Origin of the sequence: Herbaspirillum huttiense, from assembly GCF_004367745.1 — a bacterium.
Lineage (GTDB): Bacteria > Pseudomonadota > Gammaproteobacteria > Burkholderiales > Burkholderiaceae_D > Herbaspirillum > Herbaspirillum huttiense.
Map to the genome: position 1 here is coordinate 2,691,153 of NZ_CP037993.1, position 20,433 is coordinate 2,711,585.

At 56.3% G+C, this 20,433-nt stretch carries 19 protein-coding genes; 8 read left to right on the plus strand and 11 right to left on the minus strand.

The window, feature by feature from the left end; translation table 11 throughout:
* The first annotated feature begins 100 nt into the window (after positions 1–100).
* The 4 genes from E2K99_RS12170 to E2K99_RS12185 all read left to right on the plus strand — a co-directional run bounded on the left by E2K99_RS12170 (position 101) and on the right by E2K99_RS12185 (position 6,228).
* Positions 101–1,162, plus strand: a complete 1,062-nt coding sequence (locus E2K99_RS12170) for a DNA-binding protein (RefSeq protein ID WP_134222373.1) — start codon at positions 101–103, stop codon at positions 1,160–1,162.
* Between the two features lie 221 nt (positions 1,163–1,383).
* Positions 1,384–2,217: a MetQ/NlpA family ABC transporter substrate-binding protein gene (locus E2K99_RS12175; RefSeq protein ID WP_134222374.1), complete on the plus strand. Its 834-nt coding sequence runs from the start codon at positions 1,384–1,386 to the stop codon at positions 2,215–2,217.
* A 149-nt stretch (positions 2,218–2,366) separates the two neighbouring features.
* Positions 2,367–3,134: a MetQ/NlpA family ABC transporter substrate-binding protein gene (locus E2K99_RS12180; RefSeq protein WP_240733897.1), complete on the plus strand. Its 768-nt coding sequence runs from the start codon at positions 2,367–2,369 to the stop codon at positions 3,132–3,134.
* Between the two features lie 151 nt (positions 3,135–3,285).
* Positions 3,286–6,228 carry a Tn3 family transposase gene (locus tag E2K99_RS12185; protein WP_134222375.1) on the plus strand — a complete coding sequence of 981 codons (2,943 nt, stop codon included), beginning with the start codon at positions 3,286–3,288 and terminating at the stop codon, positions 6,226–6,228.
* Between the two features lie 48 nt (positions 6,229–6,276).
* On the opposite strand, the gene E2K99_RS12190 is transcribed toward E2K99_RS12185, so the two are convergent.
* From E2K99_RS12190 to E2K99_RS12230, 9 genes are all read right to left on the minus strand, one after another.
* On the minus strand, positions 6,277–6,672 hold the full coding sequence (locus tag E2K99_RS12190; protein WP_338033892.1) for a four-helix bundle copper-binding protein: 396 nt from the start codon (positions 6,670–6,672) through the stop codon (positions 6,277–6,279).
* 28 nt (positions 6,673–6,700) lie between these two features.
* A complete protein-coding gene (locus E2K99_RS12195; RefSeq protein WP_166675061.1) occupies positions 6,701–7,312 on the minus strand; it encodes a DUF305 domain-containing protein in 612 nt (203 codons plus the stop codon).
* Between the two features lie 293 nt (positions 7,313–7,605).
* Entirely contained in the window at positions 7,606–9,954 is a 2,349-nt protein-coding gene (locus E2K99_RS12200) for a heavy metal translocating P-type ATPase (protein ID WP_134222378.1), read from the minus strand.
* A gap of 81 nt (positions 9,955–10,035) precedes the next feature.
* Positions 10,036–10,452 carry a hypothetical protein gene (locus E2K99_RS12205; RefSeq protein WP_205703779.1) on the minus strand — a complete coding sequence of 139 codons (417 nt, stop codon included), beginning with the start codon at positions 10,450–10,452 and terminating at the stop codon, positions 10,036–10,038.
* 154 nt (positions 10,453–10,606) lie between these two features.
* Positions 10,607–11,023 (minus strand): DUF411 domain-containing protein, encoded by a 417-nt coding sequence (locus E2K99_RS12210; protein WP_134222379.1) that lies wholly within the window; start codon positions 11,021–11,023, stop codon positions 10,607–10,609.
* An 82-nt stretch (positions 11,024–11,105) separates the two neighbouring features.
* The gene (gene copD, locus E2K99_RS12215) at positions 11,106–12,029 is read right to left on the minus strand and encodes a copper homeostasis membrane protein CopD (RefSeq protein WP_134222380.1); all 924 of its coding nucleotides are present in this window, start codon (positions 12,027–12,029) and stop codon (positions 11,106–11,108) included.
* Between the two features lie 7 nt (positions 12,030–12,036).
* The gene (copC, locus tag E2K99_RS12220; protein ID WP_134222381.1) at positions 12,037–12,426 is read right to left on the minus strand and encodes a copper homeostasis periplasmic binding protein CopC; all 390 of its coding nucleotides are present in this window, start codon (positions 12,424–12,426) and stop codon (positions 12,037–12,039) included.
* 47 nt (positions 12,427–12,473) lie between these two features.
* Positions 12,474–13,487: a copper resistance protein B gene (locus E2K99_RS12225; protein ID WP_240733898.1), complete on the minus strand. Its 1,014-nt coding sequence runs from the start codon at positions 13,485–13,487 to the stop codon at positions 12,474–12,476.
* 30 nt (positions 13,488–13,517) lie between these two features.
* On the minus strand, positions 13,518–15,419 hold the full coding sequence (locus tag E2K99_RS12230) for a copper resistance system multicopper oxidase (protein WP_134222382.1): 1,902 nt from the start codon (positions 15,417–15,419) through the stop codon (positions 13,518–13,520).
* A gap of 150 nt (positions 15,420–15,569) precedes the next feature.
* Here E2K99_RS12230 and E2K99_RS12235 point away from each other — a divergent pair, with 150 nt between their 5' ends.
* Positions 15,570–16,265 (plus strand): heavy metal response regulator transcription factor, encoded by a 696-nt coding sequence (locus tag E2K99_RS12235; RefSeq protein ID WP_134222383.1) that lies wholly within the window; start codon positions 15,570–15,572, stop codon positions 16,263–16,265.
* Complete coding sequence (locus E2K99_RS12240; RefSeq protein ID WP_134222384.1) at positions 16,262–17,641, plus strand: heavy metal sensor histidine kinase; 1,380 nt, start codon at positions 16,262–16,264, stop codon at positions 17,639–17,641. The genes E2K99_RS12235 and E2K99_RS12240 overlap by 4 nt, the downstream gene beginning before the upstream one ends.
* A gap of 100 nt (positions 17,642–17,741) precedes the next feature.
* On the opposite strand, the gene E2K99_RS12245 is transcribed toward E2K99_RS12240, so the two are convergent.
* Positions 17,742–18,071, minus strand: a complete 330-nt coding sequence (locus E2K99_RS12245; RefSeq protein ID WP_134222385.1) for a DUF4148 domain-containing protein — start codon at positions 18,069–18,071, stop codon at positions 17,742–17,744.
* Between the two features lie 259 nt (positions 18,072–18,330).
* Between E2K99_RS12245 and E2K99_RS12250 the strand changes: the two genes are divergently transcribed.
* Positions 18,331–18,870: a hypothetical protein gene (locus tag E2K99_RS12250; protein WP_134222386.1), complete on the plus strand. Its 540-nt coding sequence runs from the start codon at positions 18,331–18,333 to the stop codon at positions 18,868–18,870.
* Positions 18,871–18,972: 102 nt separating this feature from the next.
* Positions 18,973–19,311, plus strand: a complete 339-nt coding sequence (locus tag E2K99_RS12255; RefSeq protein ID WP_134222387.1) for a CzcE family metal-binding protein — start codon at positions 18,973–18,975, stop codon at positions 19,309–19,311.
* Positions 19,312–19,589: 278 nt separating this feature from the next.
* Here E2K99_RS12255 and E2K99_RS12260 read toward each other — a convergent pair whose 3' ends face one another.
* Positions 19,590–20,306 (minus strand): hypothetical protein, encoded by a 717-nt coding sequence (locus E2K99_RS12260; protein ID WP_134222388.1) that lies wholly within the window; start codon positions 20,304–20,306, stop codon positions 19,590–19,592.
* Positions 20,307–20,433: the final 127 nt, after the last annotated feature.

The following is a 20,433-nucleotide window of genomic DNA, read 5'->3' on the forward strand; positions in this document are numbered from 1 at the left end:
TATCCTGTGTGAAATATATTTGCAATATTTCTGATTGCTCTTCAATAAGCTTATGTAATTACGTATTATGTAATACATCATCAAATAACGGATCTGGACCATGGCACGTACCGGCCTCTACAAATCGGAAGTGAAGAAAGCGCGCGATTCCTTGCTGGCATTGGGCCGGCATCCGTCGGTGGATGCCGTTCGGGTGGAGCTGGGCAATACCGGCTCCAAGACTACAATCCACAAATACCTGAAGGAATTGGAAGAAGAGGAGGGCGGCCAGGGCCAGCCGCGCAGCATCAGCGAGGCGCTTCAGGACCTGGTGGAGCGGCTCGCCGTGCAGTTGCAGGAGGAGGCCCGGGCAGAGGTCAAGGCAGTGCGTGCGGAAACGGAGACGGTAACGGCCCGATTGGCGCAGGAATTGGCATTGCTGAAGGCCGCCCATGGCGAGCAGGGCCTGCGTCTGGATCAGACGCAAAAAGCCCTGATCGCCGAGCGCGCTGCCCATGAGAAAACCCGCGAGGAACGCCAGGAGCAAACCGCCATGGCACGCACCCTGGAAGTGAAGCTCGCTGCCTTGGAGGAACGCCTGGCCGAAAACGAACAGCACCGCCAGTCGCTCGAAGAAAAGCACCAGCACGCCCGCGATGCCCTGGAGCACTACCGCAGTGCAGCCAAGGACCAGCGCGACCAGGACCAGCGACGCCATGAGCAACAACTCCAGACCCTGCAAGCCGAATTGCGCCAGTTGCGCCAGGATGCAGTGGTGCGCCAGGAGGACGTCACCCGGCTCAATCAGGAAGGCGTGCGCCTGATTGCCGAGTTGTCGCATGCACGGCAGGCGCTGGCAGAACAGCACACGCTGGCCACGCGTCGCGAACAACAAATGGAGGTGCTGCAGGAACAGGCTTCCGCCAAGCGCGTGCTCGAAGCGCAACTGGCTGCCAGGAACGAGGCCTTGACGCAACTGCAGGCCCGGGTCATCAGTGCGGAAGAAGAGGCCGCCAGCGCGCGCCGGCAATGGCAGCAGGGCGAGCGCGAGCTGGCGGCGGTACGCGCAAGACTGGAAACGCACGAAGCGCTGCTCAAAGAATGGCGCGACCACTCCGCTGTGCAACAGGATAAAAAGGCAGCGCCACCGGTACCAAAAGACTCAGGCACCGACCCCGGCTGATACCGGGGCAGGGCAGTGGTGCCGTGCATGCGCTCGCTGCACGTCCGTGCTGCACTTCCATTCAGCCAGCCATGCCCGCCGATGAAGGCTCATGCAAAAAGCTGATATCCAAGCATGTTTTACTTTGTAGCTCCAAATGATCTGATCGCCCACAATCGGGGCTCGCGGCGGCTTTCGAGGCCGTGTCCGCAGCCTCCATTGAACGACTCCACGATCAGGTCATGCACGCAAAGAACTTCATTCGCCGCTTCCGGTTTCCGCAGTCTCTGGCCGGTGCCATCCTGGCCCTGAGCGCAGCGTTTTCGCACGCTCAAGCCCTGACCATCGGCGTGACGCCCGGCGTGATCGCCGACTCCGTCCAAGTGGCCGCAGCAGAAGCCAAGCGGCAGGGACTGGAGGTACGCGTGGTCGAGATGACCGACTGGACCACGCCCAATGTCGCCCTCCAATCCGGCGACCTGGACCTGAATTACTTCCAGCACACCGCCTTCCTGGAAAACGCCATCCGTGAACGTGGATACGCCTTTGCGATTGCCGGTTATGGCGTGCTGCCCAACATCGGCCTGTTCTCCACCCGCATCAAGAGTCTGGCGCAACTCAAGGACGGCGCCACCGTGGCCGTGGCCAACGATCCCGTCAACCAGGGCCGGGGACTCCTGCTGCTGGAACGCGCCGGACTGATCAAACTCAAGCCCGGTGTGGGCGCCAAGGCCAGCCTGGCTGACATCGCCAGCAACCCGAAGAAACTGGATTTCAAGGAAATCGAAGGTCCGCAACTGGTGCGCGCTCTGGATGACGTCGATCTGGCACAGGGCTACCCGGCGCATCTGGTTGCCGCCGGCAAGCCGGAGATCGCCAAAAGCGGCCTGCAATATTCGACCGTGGACGACCAGCGCTTCGCGATCGTTTTCGTCTCGCGCACCAGCAATGCCGCTGACCCGCGCATCCGCAAATTCATCACGCTGTACCAGCAATCGCCCGCCGTGCTGGCCAAGATCGATGAGCGCTATGCGCACGACAAACGGCTTTACAGCCTGCCCTGGCAAAAACCCTGAATGAAGCTTCGTGTCGCTGGCGAGTGATCTTCTCGTGCCTCGCCGGCCGCAAGCCCGCTTCCGGCGGCCTACCGTTGCGCCGAGGCTGCCAGCGGCTAAATCACGACCTGAACATTTTTTCCAAAACCCCATTTCTTTCGGAGCCCTGCATGCAGCCTTCCCGTCTTTTCCGTCATTTGCTGGTCGTCCTGACTGTCCTTTCTGCCCATGCCGGTGTGGCGCACGCCGCCGACAAGCTGCGCATCGGCGTGGTGCCTGGGGCCTATGGCGACTCCATCGCAGTGGCCGCCAAGGAAGCCAAGAGCCAGGGCATTGACGTACAAGTCGTCGAATTCACCGACTGGACCACACCCAATGTGGCCGTGGATGCCGGGGATCTGGACCTGAACTATTTCCAGCACCAACCCTTCCTCGACAACGCCATCCAGAAGAACGGCTACAAGCTGGCCAGCGCCGGCACCGGCATTCTGGCCAACGTCGGTCTGTATTCGCTCAAGCACAAGTCCTTCGCCCAGGTGCCGCAGGGCGGCAAGGTCGGCATCGCCAACGACCCGGTCAACCAGGGGCGCGGCTTGCTGTTGCTGCAGAGTGTGGGGCTGATCAAGCTCAAGCCCAACGTCGGCTACCTGGGTAGTCTCAATGACATCGTCGAGAACCCCAAGAAGCTCACCTTCGTGGAAGTGGAAGGCCCGCAGCTGGTGCGCATCACGCCGGATGTGGACCTGGCTCAGGGCTATCCGCACTTCATCGTGGCGGCGAAGGCCTTCGATCCCTCCAGCGGGCTGGCTTATTCCGGCATCGAGGATGCCCGTTTCGCCATCCAGTTCGTCACCAAGGCCAGCCGCGTGAATGATCCGGTGATCCAGAAATTCATCCGCATCTACCAGAACTCGGAGACCGTCAAGGGGTTCCTTTGATCCGCGTGCAATAAGCGACGTTAGCGCAACCCAGTGTTTACGCGGGTTTCAGCGATGCGCAATGCAACAATCGCTTTAAAATCAGTCACTTACTGTTTGCCTTCCCGCCCGGGTATGATGGTGCCCATTGTTCTCTTCAGAGAGTTAAACAATGGACCATTGGCACGCTCCCTACCTCGGCTTGCGCCACATCCCGCCCGAACTGACTGAGTTTGAGCTGAACACGTTCTTCACGTTTTCTGCCAAAGAACATACTCTGATTGAGGCGCGGCGCAACCACCTCTACCGTCTGGCGCTCGCCCTTCATCTTGGTTTTATCCGGATGACCGGCCGCACCCTTGATGCCTACAAGCAAGTTCCGAAGGTTTTGTGGAGCCATCTTGGCGAACAGTTATCCATCGCGCCGCCTGAAATCGGAACATTGCGCTCGCTCTACGAGACACGGCCGCGAACGCTGATCGACCATCAGCAACTGGCGCAGCAAGCGCTCGGTTTTTCATCGATGACCGAGCACCAGCGACGTTACCTGGTCCGCTGGCTCAAAGAGACATTAGTCGGCCGGCCGGACCCCTCGACGCTGCTCATGCAGGTTAAGGGTTGGTTGTATGAGCATCAGATTCTGATGCCCCATGATCGTCAACTGAAGCGCGTGATAGCTGAGGCAATCCGCAGCCACGAAACATTCCTGGAGTCGACCTTGCTGTGCTGCTTAGGCGAGGCCAGTGTTCAAGAGTGGAGCCGGCATCTTGCCGCGCCGGTTGGTGATCGGGCCAGTCTTCAGCAGTGGCTGTGGGCAGTTCCGGTGAAGCATTCAACGGTTCAGATGTCCGAATTGTTTGAGAAAATCGACCATCTGCATGGATTGCGAGTCCCCATCAGTTGGCCCTCCCAGATCAACGAAACGCTGGTTCGTCATTACGCACGGCGATGCGCCAACCGACCACCCTCCGTCAGTAAGCGCATTACATCTCAGTCCCGTAGGCTTGAAACCGCCTGCTTCATGCGCTATGCCCTTTGCTCGGCGACCGATCAGCTACTCGCCATGTTCCGCCGATGGGCAATTGAAGTTATAACAGAGGCTGGTAGACAGGTCGACGCCGGTCGACCTGATCTAAAAAGGCAGCTCTGCGGTTTTGCCGAGTCGGTGAGGCTGCTCGCCTTGAATACTGACACTCCGGCCGACGAATCACTGACCAAGATCGTGGAACTGGCTGACCAGGTACTACAGCAGCACGCGCCCAGCCGGCGTAGTTTAATCCGGCTGCAGCTTATGACCAAGAGCGCTCAGGCGCGTGCAATGTTGCATAAGCTCGTCGCACTGCCATTTGAGTCCGAGACGCAGCATCCCGTTGTGGACGCAATCAACGTGCTTCGCAACCTTTACGGCCCTGACGGTAACAGCGAGTTGCCAGTAGATGTCAATATTAAACTCGGTCGCGTATGGAGGGAGAATATTGAGGGCGAAGACCGTACCGAGGCGCTGCGAGCATTCGAATGGGCAACTATTTCCGCATTACGAATGGCGTTAAGAAATGGTTCTGTGTACGTTGATCACAGTTTCTCCTTTCGCAGTCGCGCTACATTGCTCATCCCTGAAGAGGAATGGAAGGCGAAGCGGAACCACTATTACGGCCACCTGGAGCTGCCGCAAGATCCCAAGGTCTTCTTGGCAAAGATTATCGACCACCTTGATGGCGGCCTTGATCGGCTGAAGGATGCTTATCTTCGCGGCGAGGTGCGCATTGAGGCAGGTGGCGTCCGCAATGAGGGTATCGTGGCTGAGGAAAGAGACCCGGCTTTAGATGCGCTGCGTCGCGCCATCTTTGATGATCGCCCAGTGGGTCAACTTCCCAAGATCATCCTGGATATCGACAGCGAGGTGCGGTTTTCCTGGCTGCTCTTGGGTAGGGAGCCTCGCTCGCGCAGCGAGTTACTTCTTGTTTATGCTGCTGTGTTGGCGCACGGAACCTCCTTGTCGGCAGCTGACATCTCCCGCATGATTCCTGAGCTCAAGGCCTCCGCGATCCGGCAGATGATGAAGGTGGTGGCCGATGAACGCAAGTTGCGTGAAGCGGCCGATGCGGTGCTAGCCTACATGCATCGACATCCTATCGCGGCGCACTGGGGAATTGGCGACTTGGCCTCCTCCGACATGATGAGTCTGGAGACAACCCGCACCGTGTGGCAAGCCCGAGCGGATCCACGTCGGCGTACTGCCTCCATCGGGATCTATACTCATGTGCGTGATCGCTGGGGCATTTTTTACGACCAGCCGATTTTGCTTAAAGAACGGCAAGTTGGTGCGGCCATCGAGGGGGTGGTGCGGCAAAACGGAACCGATGACGTCGCTCAGCTCGCTGTTGACACCCATGGCTACACCGATTTTGGCATTGCGGTGGCCAAAGGTCTGAAGTTTGATCTTTGTCCTGTCCTACAGCACATGCGGGACCGCTACTTGCACGTCCCCCGTGGACATATGGTGCCGGATGAAACGCTTCCAGTGGTCGCCGGGGACGTCGACCTCCTTGCGATCGAAGCTATCTACGACCAGTTTGTGCGGGTTGTCGCGTCCATCCGGAGTGGCCGGTGTACGGCCGTACAGGCTTTACAGCGCTTCGGTTCTGCAGCACGAGGCCAAGATGTATACGATGGTGGCGTTCAACTTGGGAGGCTGTTGCGCTCTATATTCCTAATAGACTATTTCACGAACCCAACATTCCGCCGAGAGTTGCGCCATGTTTTGAATCGAGGCGAAGCTGTACATGCGATTCAGCGCGCCGTCCACACCGGTAAAATCCCAACGGAACTTGCTAAGCGGCCAGAGTCCCTCGCTGCCGTATCCTCCAGCCTTTCACTACTGACCAATGTGCTGATGGCTTGGAACACGGCCCATATGCAACGCACCGTCGATCAATTTCAGAAGATCGGGGATGAAGCAATTGCACCTGAACTGCTGCGACGTATCGCGCCCACTAATTTGGAGGGGCTCAATCTGCGCGGAACGCTTGAGTTTCCGCTGGCAGAGTACGCTCTTCGCATTCTACCTAGTAGCGCTGAGGTGGTGCGCGCGTCGCTTCAGAAGCACATGCATTAAGCTGGCGCTACACGTCCGGCATATTGGTAGCCGGACGCGGCGAGCGATTTAGGCGGCCATTTGACTGCATGCTTCAGCGCAACGAGTGCAGGCTTGTGCGCAGTCCTGGCAGTGCTGGGCCTTGTGCTTGGCACACTCTTCAGCGCATGCCTTACAGATTCGCGCACACAGCGTGCAAACCTCTTGGGTGAACTCGCTGCCGCGGGCCATTAACGCAGCAGCGGTTCTGCAGATGGTGGCACAGTCGGCATCGGTGGCGATGCACCGAGCCATCATCTTCACATCCTCTTCTTGCAAACAGGCTGCCGCACATCGGTCGCAAGCTGCTGCACACGCATAGCAGGCCTCAATACAGGTACGAAAATCTTCATGTGACATTTCGATCTCCTTGATAGATGGGCAGTCCGACTGCCCGGATTGCGTTCTGGCGAATGCCAGATCCATGGCAAACAGGAAGCTAGGTGATCACTCATCAATGGACGGCCAGCTTCCATTCCTTTTTCCAGCGACTCATCGTGGAAATTTCTTCTTGTTGTTGTGAGATGACCTTCTTGGAGAAGGCAACAATTTCTGGGTGACGGGATTTCTTGATGGCGTCCTGCGCCATGGCGAGTGCCCCACGATGATGCTTGATCATCATGTCGAGGAACATGGCATCAAACTCATCGCCTTGACTCGACTGGAGCTTTTCCATCGACATACCTTTCATCGACTGCATCATGCCGGGCAGTTTCATGTTCACAGCACTCCCCTTATTGGGAAACCATTGCGACTTCCATTCGCGTAGTTGAGCAATCTCAGCACCTTGGTCATCAATGGTCTTCTTCGCCATTTGCTTTAGCTTATCGTGCGCACTGCGGCTATCGACTAGCTCGGCCATCTGGACTGCTTCCTCATGGTGCTTGGCCATGGTATCGAGAAATTGCTCGTCATATGAGTGAGACGAAGTCTTCATGGCGTCACCATGTTGAGGCTCAGCCGTCGCCTGACGCGGAGATACTTCGGCAGGCTGCGTTTGAGAAAATGCTGCTGCTGAGGCGATGAAAGCTACCGTCGCTACGGCTACTTTGGATGAGATTCGCATATGGGCTCCATGGTTGGATAACTGAAAACTACTGACCATAGGAGCGCGTTCAAGCGTCGATGTTCATAAAATTCGCGCCTGAATTAAAAAGAATCCGGATGCATTGGTCACTACAACGGTGATTGGACGTGATCTCCGGTGGGTCTTGGAAGCTCCCGGCGAGGGGCAGCCCGTTTGAAGTAGACCGGCATACTAAATTTAGTCTGGGACGCCGTTTTTGAGTCGGCCAGCTTCCGGCACAGCGGGACGTCCGATGTATTATCCCGATCAGCAGCAATGCTGAGCCATAGTTCTCAGCGCGTTGTTCCGCGTAGCCTTAGGGCATTCGCGATCACGGATACCGAGCTCAAACTCATCGCGAGTGCTGCCAACATCGGGGACAGAAGCTGCCCCGTGAATGGATAAAGCAGGCCCGCAGCTAAGGGAATGCCTAAGGCGTTATATAAGAATGCAAAGCCGAGGTTCTGACGCATGTTGCGCACCGTTTCAACGGACAGTTCCGTCGCACGCGCGATGGCGCGCAGGTCGCCCTTCACCAGGGTGACATGGGCGCTATTGATCGCCACGTCGGTACCGGTCCCCATGGCAATCCCGACATTTGCCTTGGCCAACGCCGGAGCATCGTTGATCCCATCGCCCGCCATCCCGACGATCTTGCCTTCGGCCTGGAAACGTTCTACGAGCGCGAGCTTATCTTGAGGCTTGACCTCGCCATATACCTCGGAGATGCCAAGCTTTCCGGCAACTGCTTTCGCCGTGGTTGTGCCGTCACCGGTGGCCATGACCACCGTCAGCCCGGCTTCTTTCAGACTGGCCAGCGCCTCCCGAGTCGTTTCCTTCACGGGATCAGAGACCGCTAGCAACCCCAAAAGGACGTCATTTCTCGCCAGATACATAACGCTGGCACCTTCGGCACGTAAAGCTTCTGCTTCAGCCAGCATCGGTGTCGAAGAGACGCCTTCCGATTCCATCAGCGTGGTATTGCCCAATGCCACCCGCGCCCCGTTGACTATGCCTCGAACACCTATTCCACTGGAAGATTCAAAGCTACTGGGTGTCATCAAGGAAAGCTGGCGTCGGCGTGCCTCGGCAACGATAGCGTGCGCTAGTGGATGCTCACTTCCCTGATCGAGGCTTGCCGCCAGCTGCAACACCTCCGTCTCTTGACTGCCCGGTGCGGCGATTATCCGGTCAAATGCTGGCTTTCCTTCCGTGAGCGTGCCGGTCTTGTCGACGATGAGCGTATCGAGCTTCTTCATGCTCTCAATGGCCGCTGCGTCTCGGAACAGAATGCCTTGGGTTGCAGCCCGGCCAGTGGCGGCCATGATCGACATGGGTGTGGCCAGGCCAAGCGCGCACGGGCAAGCAATAATCAGCACCGCAACCGCGTTGACAAAGCCATAGACCCAGCTGGGTTGTGGCCCGAAGAATCCCCAGCCAAGCAGCGTCAGCACAGCAATGCCGACCACGATCAGGACAAAGTAGCCGGCGACAACGTCCGCTAACCGCTGCATCGGGGCGCGCGAGCGCTGGGCTTGTGCAACCATCTGAACGATCTGCGAAAGCATGGTCTGCGATCCGACCTTCTCGGAGCGGATGATCAGGCTTCCGCTGGCATTGATCGTTGCCCCGATAACCTTGTCACCTGGCCGCTTGGTCACGGGGACCGGTTCGCCAGTCAACATCGACTCATCAATGGCGCTCTCTCCCTCCACGACCACCCCGTCAGTAGCGACTTTTTCGCCTGGTCGGACCCGTAGCAGGTCGCCAATGTGAACGTTACTCAAGGGGATATTTTCTTCCGTACCATCTGCAGCGATCCGTCTAGCTGTTTTAGGTGCCAAGCCGAGCAGTGATTTGATGGCGGCAGAGGTCTGCGAGCGCGCCCGTAGTTCCAGGATCTGCCCCAGCAGGGTCAGTGAGATGATGACGGCCGCGGCTTCGAAGTAGACACCGATCCGCCCGTGTTCGATGAAGGCCTTGGGGAATAGCTCGGGGAAGACGGTTGCGACCACACTATAGCCATAGGCCGCTACCACGCCCGTGCTGATCAGGGTCCACATATTGGGACTGCGGTGGACGATCGAGTCGACGCCGCGGGTCAAGAACGGCCATCCGGCATACAGGACCACGGGCGTACCGAGTGCGAGCTCGATCCAGCTTTGACCGATCAGGCCATGTGGGAATAGGCGACCGCCGGCCATGGCCAGTACCGTGACAAGCACCGTCAACGGCAACGTGAGCCAGAATCGGCGCTGGAAGTCCCGCAGCTCAGGGTTCTCCTCTTCTTGGTCCAATGGTAGCAGCGGCTCCAGGCTCATCCCACAGATGGGGCAATTTCCCGGCGATGGCTGCCTGACTTGCGGGTGCATGGGGCATGTATAGACAGTTCCGTCAGACGATACCGTGCTTGCCTCGGGCTTTGATGAATCTCCGACATATGCGGCTGGATTTGTACGAAACTTCCCCATGCACTTGTCACCGCAGAAGTAAAAGTCTCTCCCGCCGTGCTCAATCCTCCGATAGGGATCGGGAGCCACCTTCATGTGGCAAACCGGATCAGTCTGGCTTTTTACAGGGGACGCGCCTGTTTCAATGCCTGGAGCTGGTGCGGTGTGATGATGGTGATGGTGTTCATCCATAGTTACTGCTCTCCCGTGTCAGGCGTACCGATCAGGTGACATGAGGGACGCATGAAATGCGTCCTTCGCGTCTTCAGCGACTTACTTCGACGTTGGCATTTCCATACAGTCCATCATCATCTGCATGGTCATCTGCATCATGTCCATTTGCTTCTGCATCATCGCAGGGATTGGCGCCGATTTATGCTCCGCCCTGGTCGCCATCATGCCTTGCATCATGGCCATACTGTCTTTCATCGTCTTCATGTGATCCGCCATCAATTGGCGGCGTTCCTCAAGAGAAGCAGCGCTCATCATCTTCTGATGCATATCACGCATGGTTTTCATCTGGCTATCCATCTGTGCCATGGATGCACCTGCCGCGGCAGATTTTGCGGGAGACGCAGATGAAGCTGCCTCGGGATGATGTCCTTCATGCTCTGCTGTGTTTTGAGCCAATGCGGCAACCGAAAATGTTGCCATCGCGATCGCGCCGATCAGGTGGATGAAGCGTTTCATGATTTCTCCTCGATTCATTAGGAGGCATGCAGATCAGCAGCCTCTATATGAAGTCTAGTGAGCATAGAAAGACTGCAAGTGATGCAAGTCAAAGCTATGTGAAAACGCTCGGAAGCCTGCCCCGGACGAAATGTACCCTGGAGCACGGTAGCGACTAATTTCGTGAGAATTCCTTGCCGGCAAAGTCTACTGTGACCAACTTCCCGTCCATCTTTCCCATCCCGGGTGAGTTGACGGGCATACCTGGTACCGCAACACCTTTTGTCGATCGGGAAGCGATGAGTTTGGCCACAGCTGGGGCCGGAACATGGCCTTCGATCACCTGGCCCGTCGCTTCTACAACGGCGGTATGGCAGGACTGAAGAGGTTCAGGTACGCCAAGGCGCTTTTTAATCCCAGGCATCTCTTTGCTGTCAACGACGTGGAGCTTGTAGCCGGCCTGACTCATGTGTTCTGCCCAAGCCTTGCAGCAGCCGCAGTCAGGGTCTTTGTACACGGTGATGGCTTCCCCGGCCGCGTGCGCAGCAAGAGAGGTCAGAAAGAGCAGGCTCGCAGAGAAGAACTTTTTCATTCGACTGTCAGTGGGAATTAAATTGGCTGACGGGCGGATGTTGTTATCATCGCGCCCGCCGAGAAATGCATGGATAGCTAGCTTATTCAGTCATCGGCCCTAAGGTTCCGAACCAGGCGACAAGCACCAAAATCAGGAAAGCACAGGCAGTTTCAAATAGAAGACTCTTCTGAAGGGCGGTAATTGCTTCACGATGCTCACCGGAGATGTGAGCACGCTCAAGTAAGGGACTGAGTCGGTATCTATTCGCGGCGGCCAAGGCGAGCATCAACGAGAACAAGAATAGCTTCGCGATCAGAAGCTGACCATATTGCGAAGACAGAAGCCCGGCGAAAGTCGGACCGACGATGAGCCAATAGTTGATCGCACCGGTGATCAGCAACGAGCCTACGATGACTGTTCCCATCAAAGCGAAACCATTGAGCGTACGGCTCAGCAACGCAATGTCAGCCGGACCATCTCCATAGCGCCATACCAACATGAGCACGAACACGGCTAAAGCTCCCACCCAGGCGCCTGCAGCCAGTAGGTGAATAATGTCAGCGGCCAAATGCATTTGGCCGCGTACACCCTCATCCATTGCACCATGTCCCCCCCAAGATAAGGTTGCCAAAGCGACGGCACCGGTCAAACTCATGATGCACAATCTGAGGGAATGGGCGCGGGAGACGAATAGTCCTGCCGCGACAAAGAGGACCAGCATTGCAATACGCAGGCACCATGCCATCCCGAACGACGTCTCGGTCAGCATCATTTCGATCATGTGCTCTTCAATCGCACTGATGTCTACGGCCCCGCTCATCGCCTTGACCATCAGTACCATGCTGATGGTCGATAAGAAGATTCCGACCACAGCCAGAGCGACGGCCAGGTTAGAGAATTTCTTGGCAAGGACGGATGACCGTTCAGGCTTACGCAAAGCATGTAGCTGAAACAACGGCAGGCCGAAAACGAGCATCAAGACCACATACAGCGCAAAGCGCACCAAAACTGTCATCCAATCCATCGTCAGCTCACTTCACCGTGAAAGTGATCTTGCCGGTGATCGGGTGGGTATCCGAAGAGACCGCGCGCCACTCGATGCTATAGACACCCGGGGTCAAGGGTTGGGTCGGCGTCACTACCATGGTCTTCGGATCATCAGCACCTGATACCTTGGCCGCCACCTTCATGGGCGAACCGCCATGATTCATACCAGGCATCCCGGTCATCAGCAACGTGGCCCCGGAAAACTGTTTGGAGAGGTTTTCGGAGAAGCGCAATTCAATTTTTTCGGGGGCGCTTCCGGTCGAGTTGTCTTCCGGAGTGGAGCCGAGCAGTTTGGGGTGAGCGAAGGCTGCCGTAGCGAAAGCCGCTGCAGCGATGGTGACGGCTGTCTTAGCGAAGAGAGACTGGTAGGACATGGCGATTCTCCTTTGGAGGTGTTGTGGAGGGACAAAGAGGTGGAGACTTAGAATAAAACACGTACACCGGCTACCAGCCGGGTTTCACCCGTATTTCCGCCGGCACCGCGTACATAGCTGGCAGTACGGCCGAAACTCTGGTTGCGCTCGATGCCGACATAGGGCGCAAATTGACGGGTAATCTCATAGCGCAACCTGACGCCGTAGGCGGCACTGGACAGACCTCGTCCGATGCCCAGTTCGGGATCTTCTTTACCGTAAAGGTTAGCTTCGACACGGGGCTGAAGAATCCAGCGCTGGGTCAGTAGCAGTTCATACTCTGCGGCAAGCCGCAAGGCAGTACGACCTTGTTCGCCGACGTAGCCTGTGGCTTCCACTTCAAACCAGTAGGGGGCCAGGCCCTGCACACCGAACGCTAACCAATTACGGCCGGGCCGGTTGCTGCCTACGTCGACACGCAGGCCGAGCTGGGTGTCCCAATAGGGGGTAATCGCATGGCTCCACAGCAATTCGGTCCGGGCGTCGCCCACGCGGCCTTGCTCGATATCGCCTTCAGCCTTGATGAAGAACTTGTCATAAGAATTCCCGATCCAACCTTGGGTGTCGTACGCAATCGAATTGCCATTTCGGGTATGGACACGCTCCAGACGGTCTACCAGGAAAGACCCGAAGGAATGCATGTCCGACATCATCAAGGCGCTGGTGTCTTTCTGCACATAGGGTCCGGTATTGAGGGTGTAGCCGTTGGAATAGCCATTCGGATCACGGGCGTCAGCGGGCGCGGTCGAGCCCATATCCATTCCCCCCATGCCGGATCCCCGCATCTCCATACCGCCATGGTTCATGCCGGCGTGATTCATCGCTCCATGATCCATTGATCCGCCGGCACTGGCGGTACCGCCGTCCATCGAATCCATGCTGTCCATGGTAGTGGCAGCCTGGGTGGCCGAGCTGCCCGGTGCGGCTGTGTGGCCCTCGTGAGGCTGCGCCCACGCTGCATTCATGCCGGCCGATGCGAGTGCCAGCACGAGGATCTGAGTTGAGTAACGGGTAAGAGTCATTCTGTGTATGCCTTTCGGTGCAGAACCTGGTTAGCTGACGACGACTTCGCGGAACATGCCCATGTCCATATGGAACATGAGGTGGCAGTGCCAGGCCCAACGGCCCAGGGCGTCTGCAGTGACCAGGAAGCTGATTCGCTGAGCTGGCTGGACCGGAATCGTGTGTCGACGCGCCAGAAACTCGCCATTGGGCGTCTCCAGTTCGCTCCACATCCCGTGTAAGTGCATAGGGTGCGTCATCATTGTGTCGTTGTGCAAAATGACACGCAGACGTTCGCCATAACGGAAATGAACCGGTGTCGACTTACCGAATTCGAGCCCATCAAGCGACCAGGCGTAGCGCTCCATGTTGCCGGTCAGATGAAGCTCAACTTCCCGCTCTGGACCACGGTTGTCCAGCGGGCCGCCGATAGTGTGCATGTCGGCCAGCGTCAGTACTCGGCGACCATTGTTGCGCAGGCCCACGCCCGGATCGTCCAGGTTGGTACGCGCCGTGTCGACACGGGCATCGGTACTCGGGCCGTATTCGGTGCGAGCATGACGAGCCTTCTTGCTCGGTACTTTCAAGGGATTGGCAGGAGCCATCTGATGCTGGCTGTGGTCCATCCCTTGCATGGACTGAGCGCCGCCATCCATGTTCTGCATCGGTGTGTTGCTGTCCATGGAATCCATGCTGTCCATGCTGTCCATGCTGGACATCGAGTCCATGTTCATCGAGGACATGTTGCCCATGGTGCCATGGTTCATGTGCCCCATGGCACCGTGATCCATTCCCCCCATGGAAGACATATCTCCCATCATGTCACCCATGCTGAGCCACTCCGGCTTGTCGACTGCCGGCACGGGGGCGGTTAGCCCAGCACGTGTGGTCAGCGTGCCACGAGCGTAGCCGGTGCGGTCCATGGTCTGGGCAAACACGGTGTAAGCATCTTCCTTGGGCTCGACCACCACATCGCAGGTTTCCCCCGGTCCAAAACGGAACTCATCTACGCTGATCGGCTCGATATCCACGCCGTCGACTTGAACCACCTTCAACTTCAATCCAGGAATACGTACGTCATAGAAGGTATTGCCGGATCCGTTGATACAGCGCAGGCGGACTTTCTCACCGGGCTTGAACAATGCGGTCCAGTTGCCTGCCGGCGTGACGCCGTTAGCGAGGAAGGTCAGAACAGCGGAGGACAAGTCCCCCAAATCCGTGGGATTCATGCGCATCTCATTCCACATCGCACGATTATCCATGGCCGCCTTCACGCCATCTTTACGCGCGTCGCGGACAAAATCCCCAGCCGTCACGCGGTTCAGATTGTAGATGTCCCCTTGTTTTTTGAGTTTGGAGAGCACTGACATCGGATTCTCATCCATCCAGTCCGAGAACAGGATCACGTGTTCCCGATCAGCCAGTTTCTTGCCAGCATCAGCAGGATCGATGACGATAGCGCCATATACCCCGGTCTGCTCTTGCATCCCCGAATGGGAGTGATACCAGTAGGTGCCGCTTTGCTTTACCTTGAATTTGTAGGTAAAGGTCTCTCCGGGAGCAATGCCTGCAAAGCTGATCCCAGGTACACCATCCATTTGAAACGGCAAAATAATGCCGTGCCAGTGAATCGAAGTATGTTCACGCAGCTTGTTGGTGACGTTGATCGTGATCATGTCACCTTCTTTCCAGCGCAAGGTGGGCCCTGGCAGGGAGCCATTGATCGTCGTGGCGATGGACTGCTTGCCCGTGAAATTGACAGGCGATTCTGCAATTACCAGGTCAAACACCTTACCTGTGAGAACGGGTGCCGCCGAGGGGCTCGCCGGTGTTTCAGCAGCCTGAGCCACCGCTTGCATGGCGCGAGACGACAGCCCTAAAAGCACACCTCCGGCGGCCAGCCCTTTGACAAAACGGCGGCGGGAGTTCAAAGGGGACGATGAGTTCGACATAGGATAAAACTCTCCGAAATGGGGATATGGCGCTGATGATAAGTAGCGCTGGCAATCAGTTGGATTACTCGCGCATTACATTCCTGTAATGATCGCATCACTTCGCCGAACTGGACGTACCATGTAGTGGTTGTTCTACATGTTAATACTATGAAACTTCTTGTGGTTGAGGATGAGCCCAAAACCGGTGAGTACGTCCAGCGCGGACTGACCGAGGCAGGGTTCGTTGTTGATTTGGCAAAAAATGGCTTGGACGGCTATCACTTGGCCATGACCGAGCCATATGACTTGGTCATTCTGGACGTCATGCTGCCCGACGTGGACGGCTGGCGCATCGTCCAGTCGCTTCGTGACGCCCAAAAGACGGTCCCCGTTTTGTTTCTGACGGCCCGAGATAGCGTCTCCGACCGCGTCAAGGGGCTGGAGATGGGTGCCGACGACTACCTCGTCAAGCCATTCGCTTTTTCCGAGCTACTGGCGAGGGTGCGTACCTTGTTGCGTCGGGGTAGCAGCGTATTGCTACAAGATCGGTTGACGGTGGCTGATCTCGTGCTCGACCTCCCGCGACGCACTGCCAGTAGAGGCGGCCGGAAGCTGGTGCTTACAAGCAAGGAATTTGCCTTACTGGAGTTCTTGGCGCGACGCCGTGGTGAGGTATTGCCGCGCTCTTTGATTGCATCGCAGATCTGGGACATCAATTTCAGCAGCGACACCAATGTGATCGATGTGGCGATTCGCCGGCTAAGGGCGAAGGTCGACGATGGTTTTGATCTCAAGCTGATCTTGACTGTTCGAGGAGTCGGCTACATTTTGGATGCACCGGAGCTCGCAGAAAGCTCAGCATGATACGGCAACGCTCCCTCACCCTCCGGCTCGCAGGGCTCTTCGCCGTGGCTTCGACTGCCGTGCTCGTAGGCCTGGGCCTACTCATTACGTCCACAGTCGCTAAACATTTCACGGAACAGGATGAGCAACTCCTTGAAAAAGAATTGCAGCTTATCCGAAAAGTAGTACAGGAGCGAGGTGCGCAAGAAGTGAATTCCACTTTCGGAGAGGCTCTTCATAATCATCCGGATTTTTATGTCTACATCGGCTCGCCAGACGGAGTGACGCGTTACTCGACGCTGGGAGAAGCTACTACACAGATTTTAGCCGCCGCCCACACTGTCAGGGCTGGCCGTTTCTTTGCCATTGCACATGGTGGTCACCAAGAGTTCCAGGCAATCAAGGCTCACTTGAAAGACGAGAAAAGCGGCGAGGATCTGCAAATCGTCGTGGCCGTCGATACGGAAATCCATGAGCACTTCATGCGTAATTTTCAGACGACCTTGGTGCTATACGTGACTGGATCTGCGCTGATTGTAGTCTTGCTAAGCTGGTGGGCGGCGCGGCGCGGGTTGGCGCCGTTGCGAGCGATGTCGGATAAGGTGCAGGCGGTCTCTTCGCATAACTTCGGCGAACGCATGCCCGTCGAGACCTTGCCCATCGAAATCGCGGACCTTGCGGCCAAGCTAAACGCGATGCTGGAGCGTCTTCAACGCGACTTTAATCGCATCACCGAGTTTTCTACTGATATTGCCCACGAGTTGCGCACGCCCATCACCAACTTGCTCACGCAAACGGACGTGGTGCTGACCCAGCAGCGAACGAACGAGGCCTATCGGGACACACTTTCCTCCAATGCAGAGGAATTGCAACGACTCGCTAGAACCATTTCCGACATGCTGTTCTTGGCACAGACCGAGAACGGTATCAGTCTGCCTAGTCATGAGGCATTGAGCCTGCACGAAGAAACGGCGGAGCTTTTCGACTTCTACGATGCACTCGCCGAAGAGAAAGAAGTGCGATTACAGCTTTCCGGAGAGGCGTTCATCAAGGGGGATCGTCTCATGGTACGCCGCGCTTTGAGCAACTTGATCTCCAATGCGATGCGCTACACGCCTTCGTCCGGAAGCATCGCTGTGTCGATTAGCAAGTCTGCGACCAACGTCATCGTACATGTCGAAAACGACGGCCCCGAGATCCCAGCGGAGCATCTACCGCATTTATTTGAGCGTTTTTACCGCGCAGACAAATCGCGTACGAAGGCCGACACGGATTCGGCTGGCCTGGGACTATCCATTACCAAGGCCATCATGCATGCCCATCAGGGCGATGTAACCGTGAAATCAGAACAGGGAAAGACGAGTTTCAGTCTGATCTTTCCTCGTACAGTGGCCTAAGGAAGCGGATTGCGCAGGACGTAAAAAAAGCCACTGAAACGACAAGCGCGACAGTGGCAAATTAGGGAGAGAAGCCCTAAGCGAGCATAAAAAGGGCTGATTACGCGCCTTGATAAAGAGAAGTCGTGGAGCTGCGGGCCTCTGTCGATTCACGCTTCACGTCCGCGCGCGATTTCTGCGAAGGTGCTTGGCGAACGATCGGATAATCGTTGCCGTTGGTGATCAGCCCTGCGTTTTGAGCCTGCTTCAATTCAGCGATCACTTCGGCGCGCGTCTTGGTGCTGGTGAACGGCACGACCGGGTAGTTGTTGCGCGCCGTAACGTTGGCCGCGTCACGCTGGTTGATGTCGGATGCGTAGGTCTGGGCAGAGGCCGCACCGGCTGCAAGTACCAGCAAAGAAAAAGCAAATGCGCGAGAGGTGGTAATCATATCGTTTCTCCTAAAATCATTTCAGAAAGCCCGCTCGAAGGGGCTGGTCGACCAACCTCAGGTAGGACTGATGTTTGATCGTTGAAGAGGATTTTAAAGAGGCTCTCCGCACAGAGACATTGCACGCCAATTACATTCCCGTAATGGTAAATTTCAGTTTCATTAGCCGTCAGCGCGGCGCTATATTGATAGAACATTGCCCCGTTTTGTGACGGCATGAACAGCGTCGTTGCGCAGATAACACTTAAAGGAAAGCATAATGACTATCTATAGGAATAAGGCGTTCAGGAACATATGCGCCCTTACCGGGGTGGCGATACTGGTCGCCGCATGCGCTACCACTCACGAGGACAAAGAGAGCACGCTGCCTTGCACGATTATGCAGCAGAGCAGTCGTTGTGCCGAGGTGCCGATGAGTGATCTACAAAACGAGATGGTCGTCAAAAAATTTAAACCAGCTCCGGCTGGGTCTTATTACGTCTACGTTAGCCGTCCTTACAGTCAAGAGCGCTCCCATCAGGCCAAGGTGTACCTAGATGACAAGCTCGTCACAGCACTCGCCCCGCAGACCTTTGCTAGGCTGAGGGTGGCACCTGGCATCCATACTCTGAAAGTCACCGTGCCCTCTAGCAAGGACGTTCAGGAAACGATAGATCCAACGGGTGCTGCCTTCCTTGAGTATCAGATAGTAGAGTCTTTCTTTAGCGCTGTTCCTACGCTGAAGATCCAAGATGAAGGTGTCGCCAAGAAGATGTTGGAACGCTTGCGCCTGGTGGCACCACCGAACGGCGAAGACTAACTAGATCAGACGCGGTGATTACATAAACGTAATGGCCCGGACGCGGGCTGGTAATCTTCGGGTGCATAGAATGAAGGCTCATTAATTTTTGTGGAGCCAATCATGAAGGTCACCTTTGCTGCCGCTACGGCCTCAATTGTTCTGCTTGCATCGCTTGTCGGCCTTAGCGCACCAGCGACCGCACAAGTCGCTGATCCTTACGGAATGTCCGTGTCCAATGCATTGGTTGATCGGGAGATTCAAATCGATCCTTCGACTAAGTACGTCAATGTGAATCAGGGTGAAACTATTCGTTTCGTCGCTCAAGGAAAAAGTTTCGTATGGAAGTTCGACACTTTCGGTCGGCGACCATTCGAACTCGCAAAAATTGCTCCGGCCGATTTTGCAGCGCCGAATGCCGTCGTCTATCTGGGATTGAATCCCCTCTACCACAGCCGTTAATCACGAGAATCGATTGACCTGATATTCCAGCGTGTCCGGCAATCCAGATCGGTTGTTGCGTGTGTTGGAGAAAGCTAATTTTGGGCTAGTCACTGCGCCGGCTGAGGCATACCTCGGCCGGATGGCCCCAAATGTCGGCTTTCGCCGAAGGTCGTTCCGATTCGCAACACGCTGCTGGCCGCGCCGAAGGCTGGGGAAAATGTTTGTTGGTCGAGATGGTGGTCGTTTGTACGCATGGACTAGCGAGTCCGTTCTCGCACCAGTCGTAGGAGACCAGATCAACTAGCGTAGTCCGGATCTCCAGCAAGAGTCTGGATGACTGCCTCCGAAGTTTTGTCAATTTCGGCAATAACGCCCAGCCAGTGAGCGATGACCCGTTTTACGCTAGGGCCGGGTTGAGTTTCGCGCCACAAAGAAAGCAGCCGGTGATAGCCTAAAAGGTCAGCACGCTGCACACAGTAAGCTGTGATCATTTGCGTGATCGCTATGTCCCCCAGCGCCTCAGGGACACTGCGTAGACGCCGAGCCAGGCCAACCTGTTTCTGCGTATTTTCCTGCATTAAGCGCAATTGTTCGATGATCTTCGGCAAGCCCATTGGATCTGGGTGCGTAACCACTTTGAATTCGTGGTCGCTGTTGTTAGCGGTCACCTGCAATACGTCATGCTGATCGACCCGCACGAGATAGGCACTCTTGATTGCGCTGTGTAGCCACGGAAATAGCAGGCGCTTCTGTCTGACCACTGCCCGCAAATCTTGTTTGAATCCCTGTTCCAAGCCTGGCCGAGGCTCCTTGCGATTGTCAGCATGAATCCGCTCCCATAGCCGTCCAATCTGTTCTTCTTGTTGATCCAGCGAATCGAAGAGCGCAATGTTCCAGCCCAAGCAACAAATCATCACAGCTTTTTCTCGATCAGCTAACTGGTCAACGTAAAGAATGTGTGGCAACGCGAACGTCGAAAAACATTCAGCCACGTTGTAAGACTTCAGTTTCATGCTCGACCGTCGAGGAGGAATTTTGGGTGAGGAAGAAATTCAAGCGGGGAGAATACAGCGCTCGATCCGCTTACTATACCGACAATGCCATATCATTGCGAAACCTACATTTTGAGAGCGGAAAATT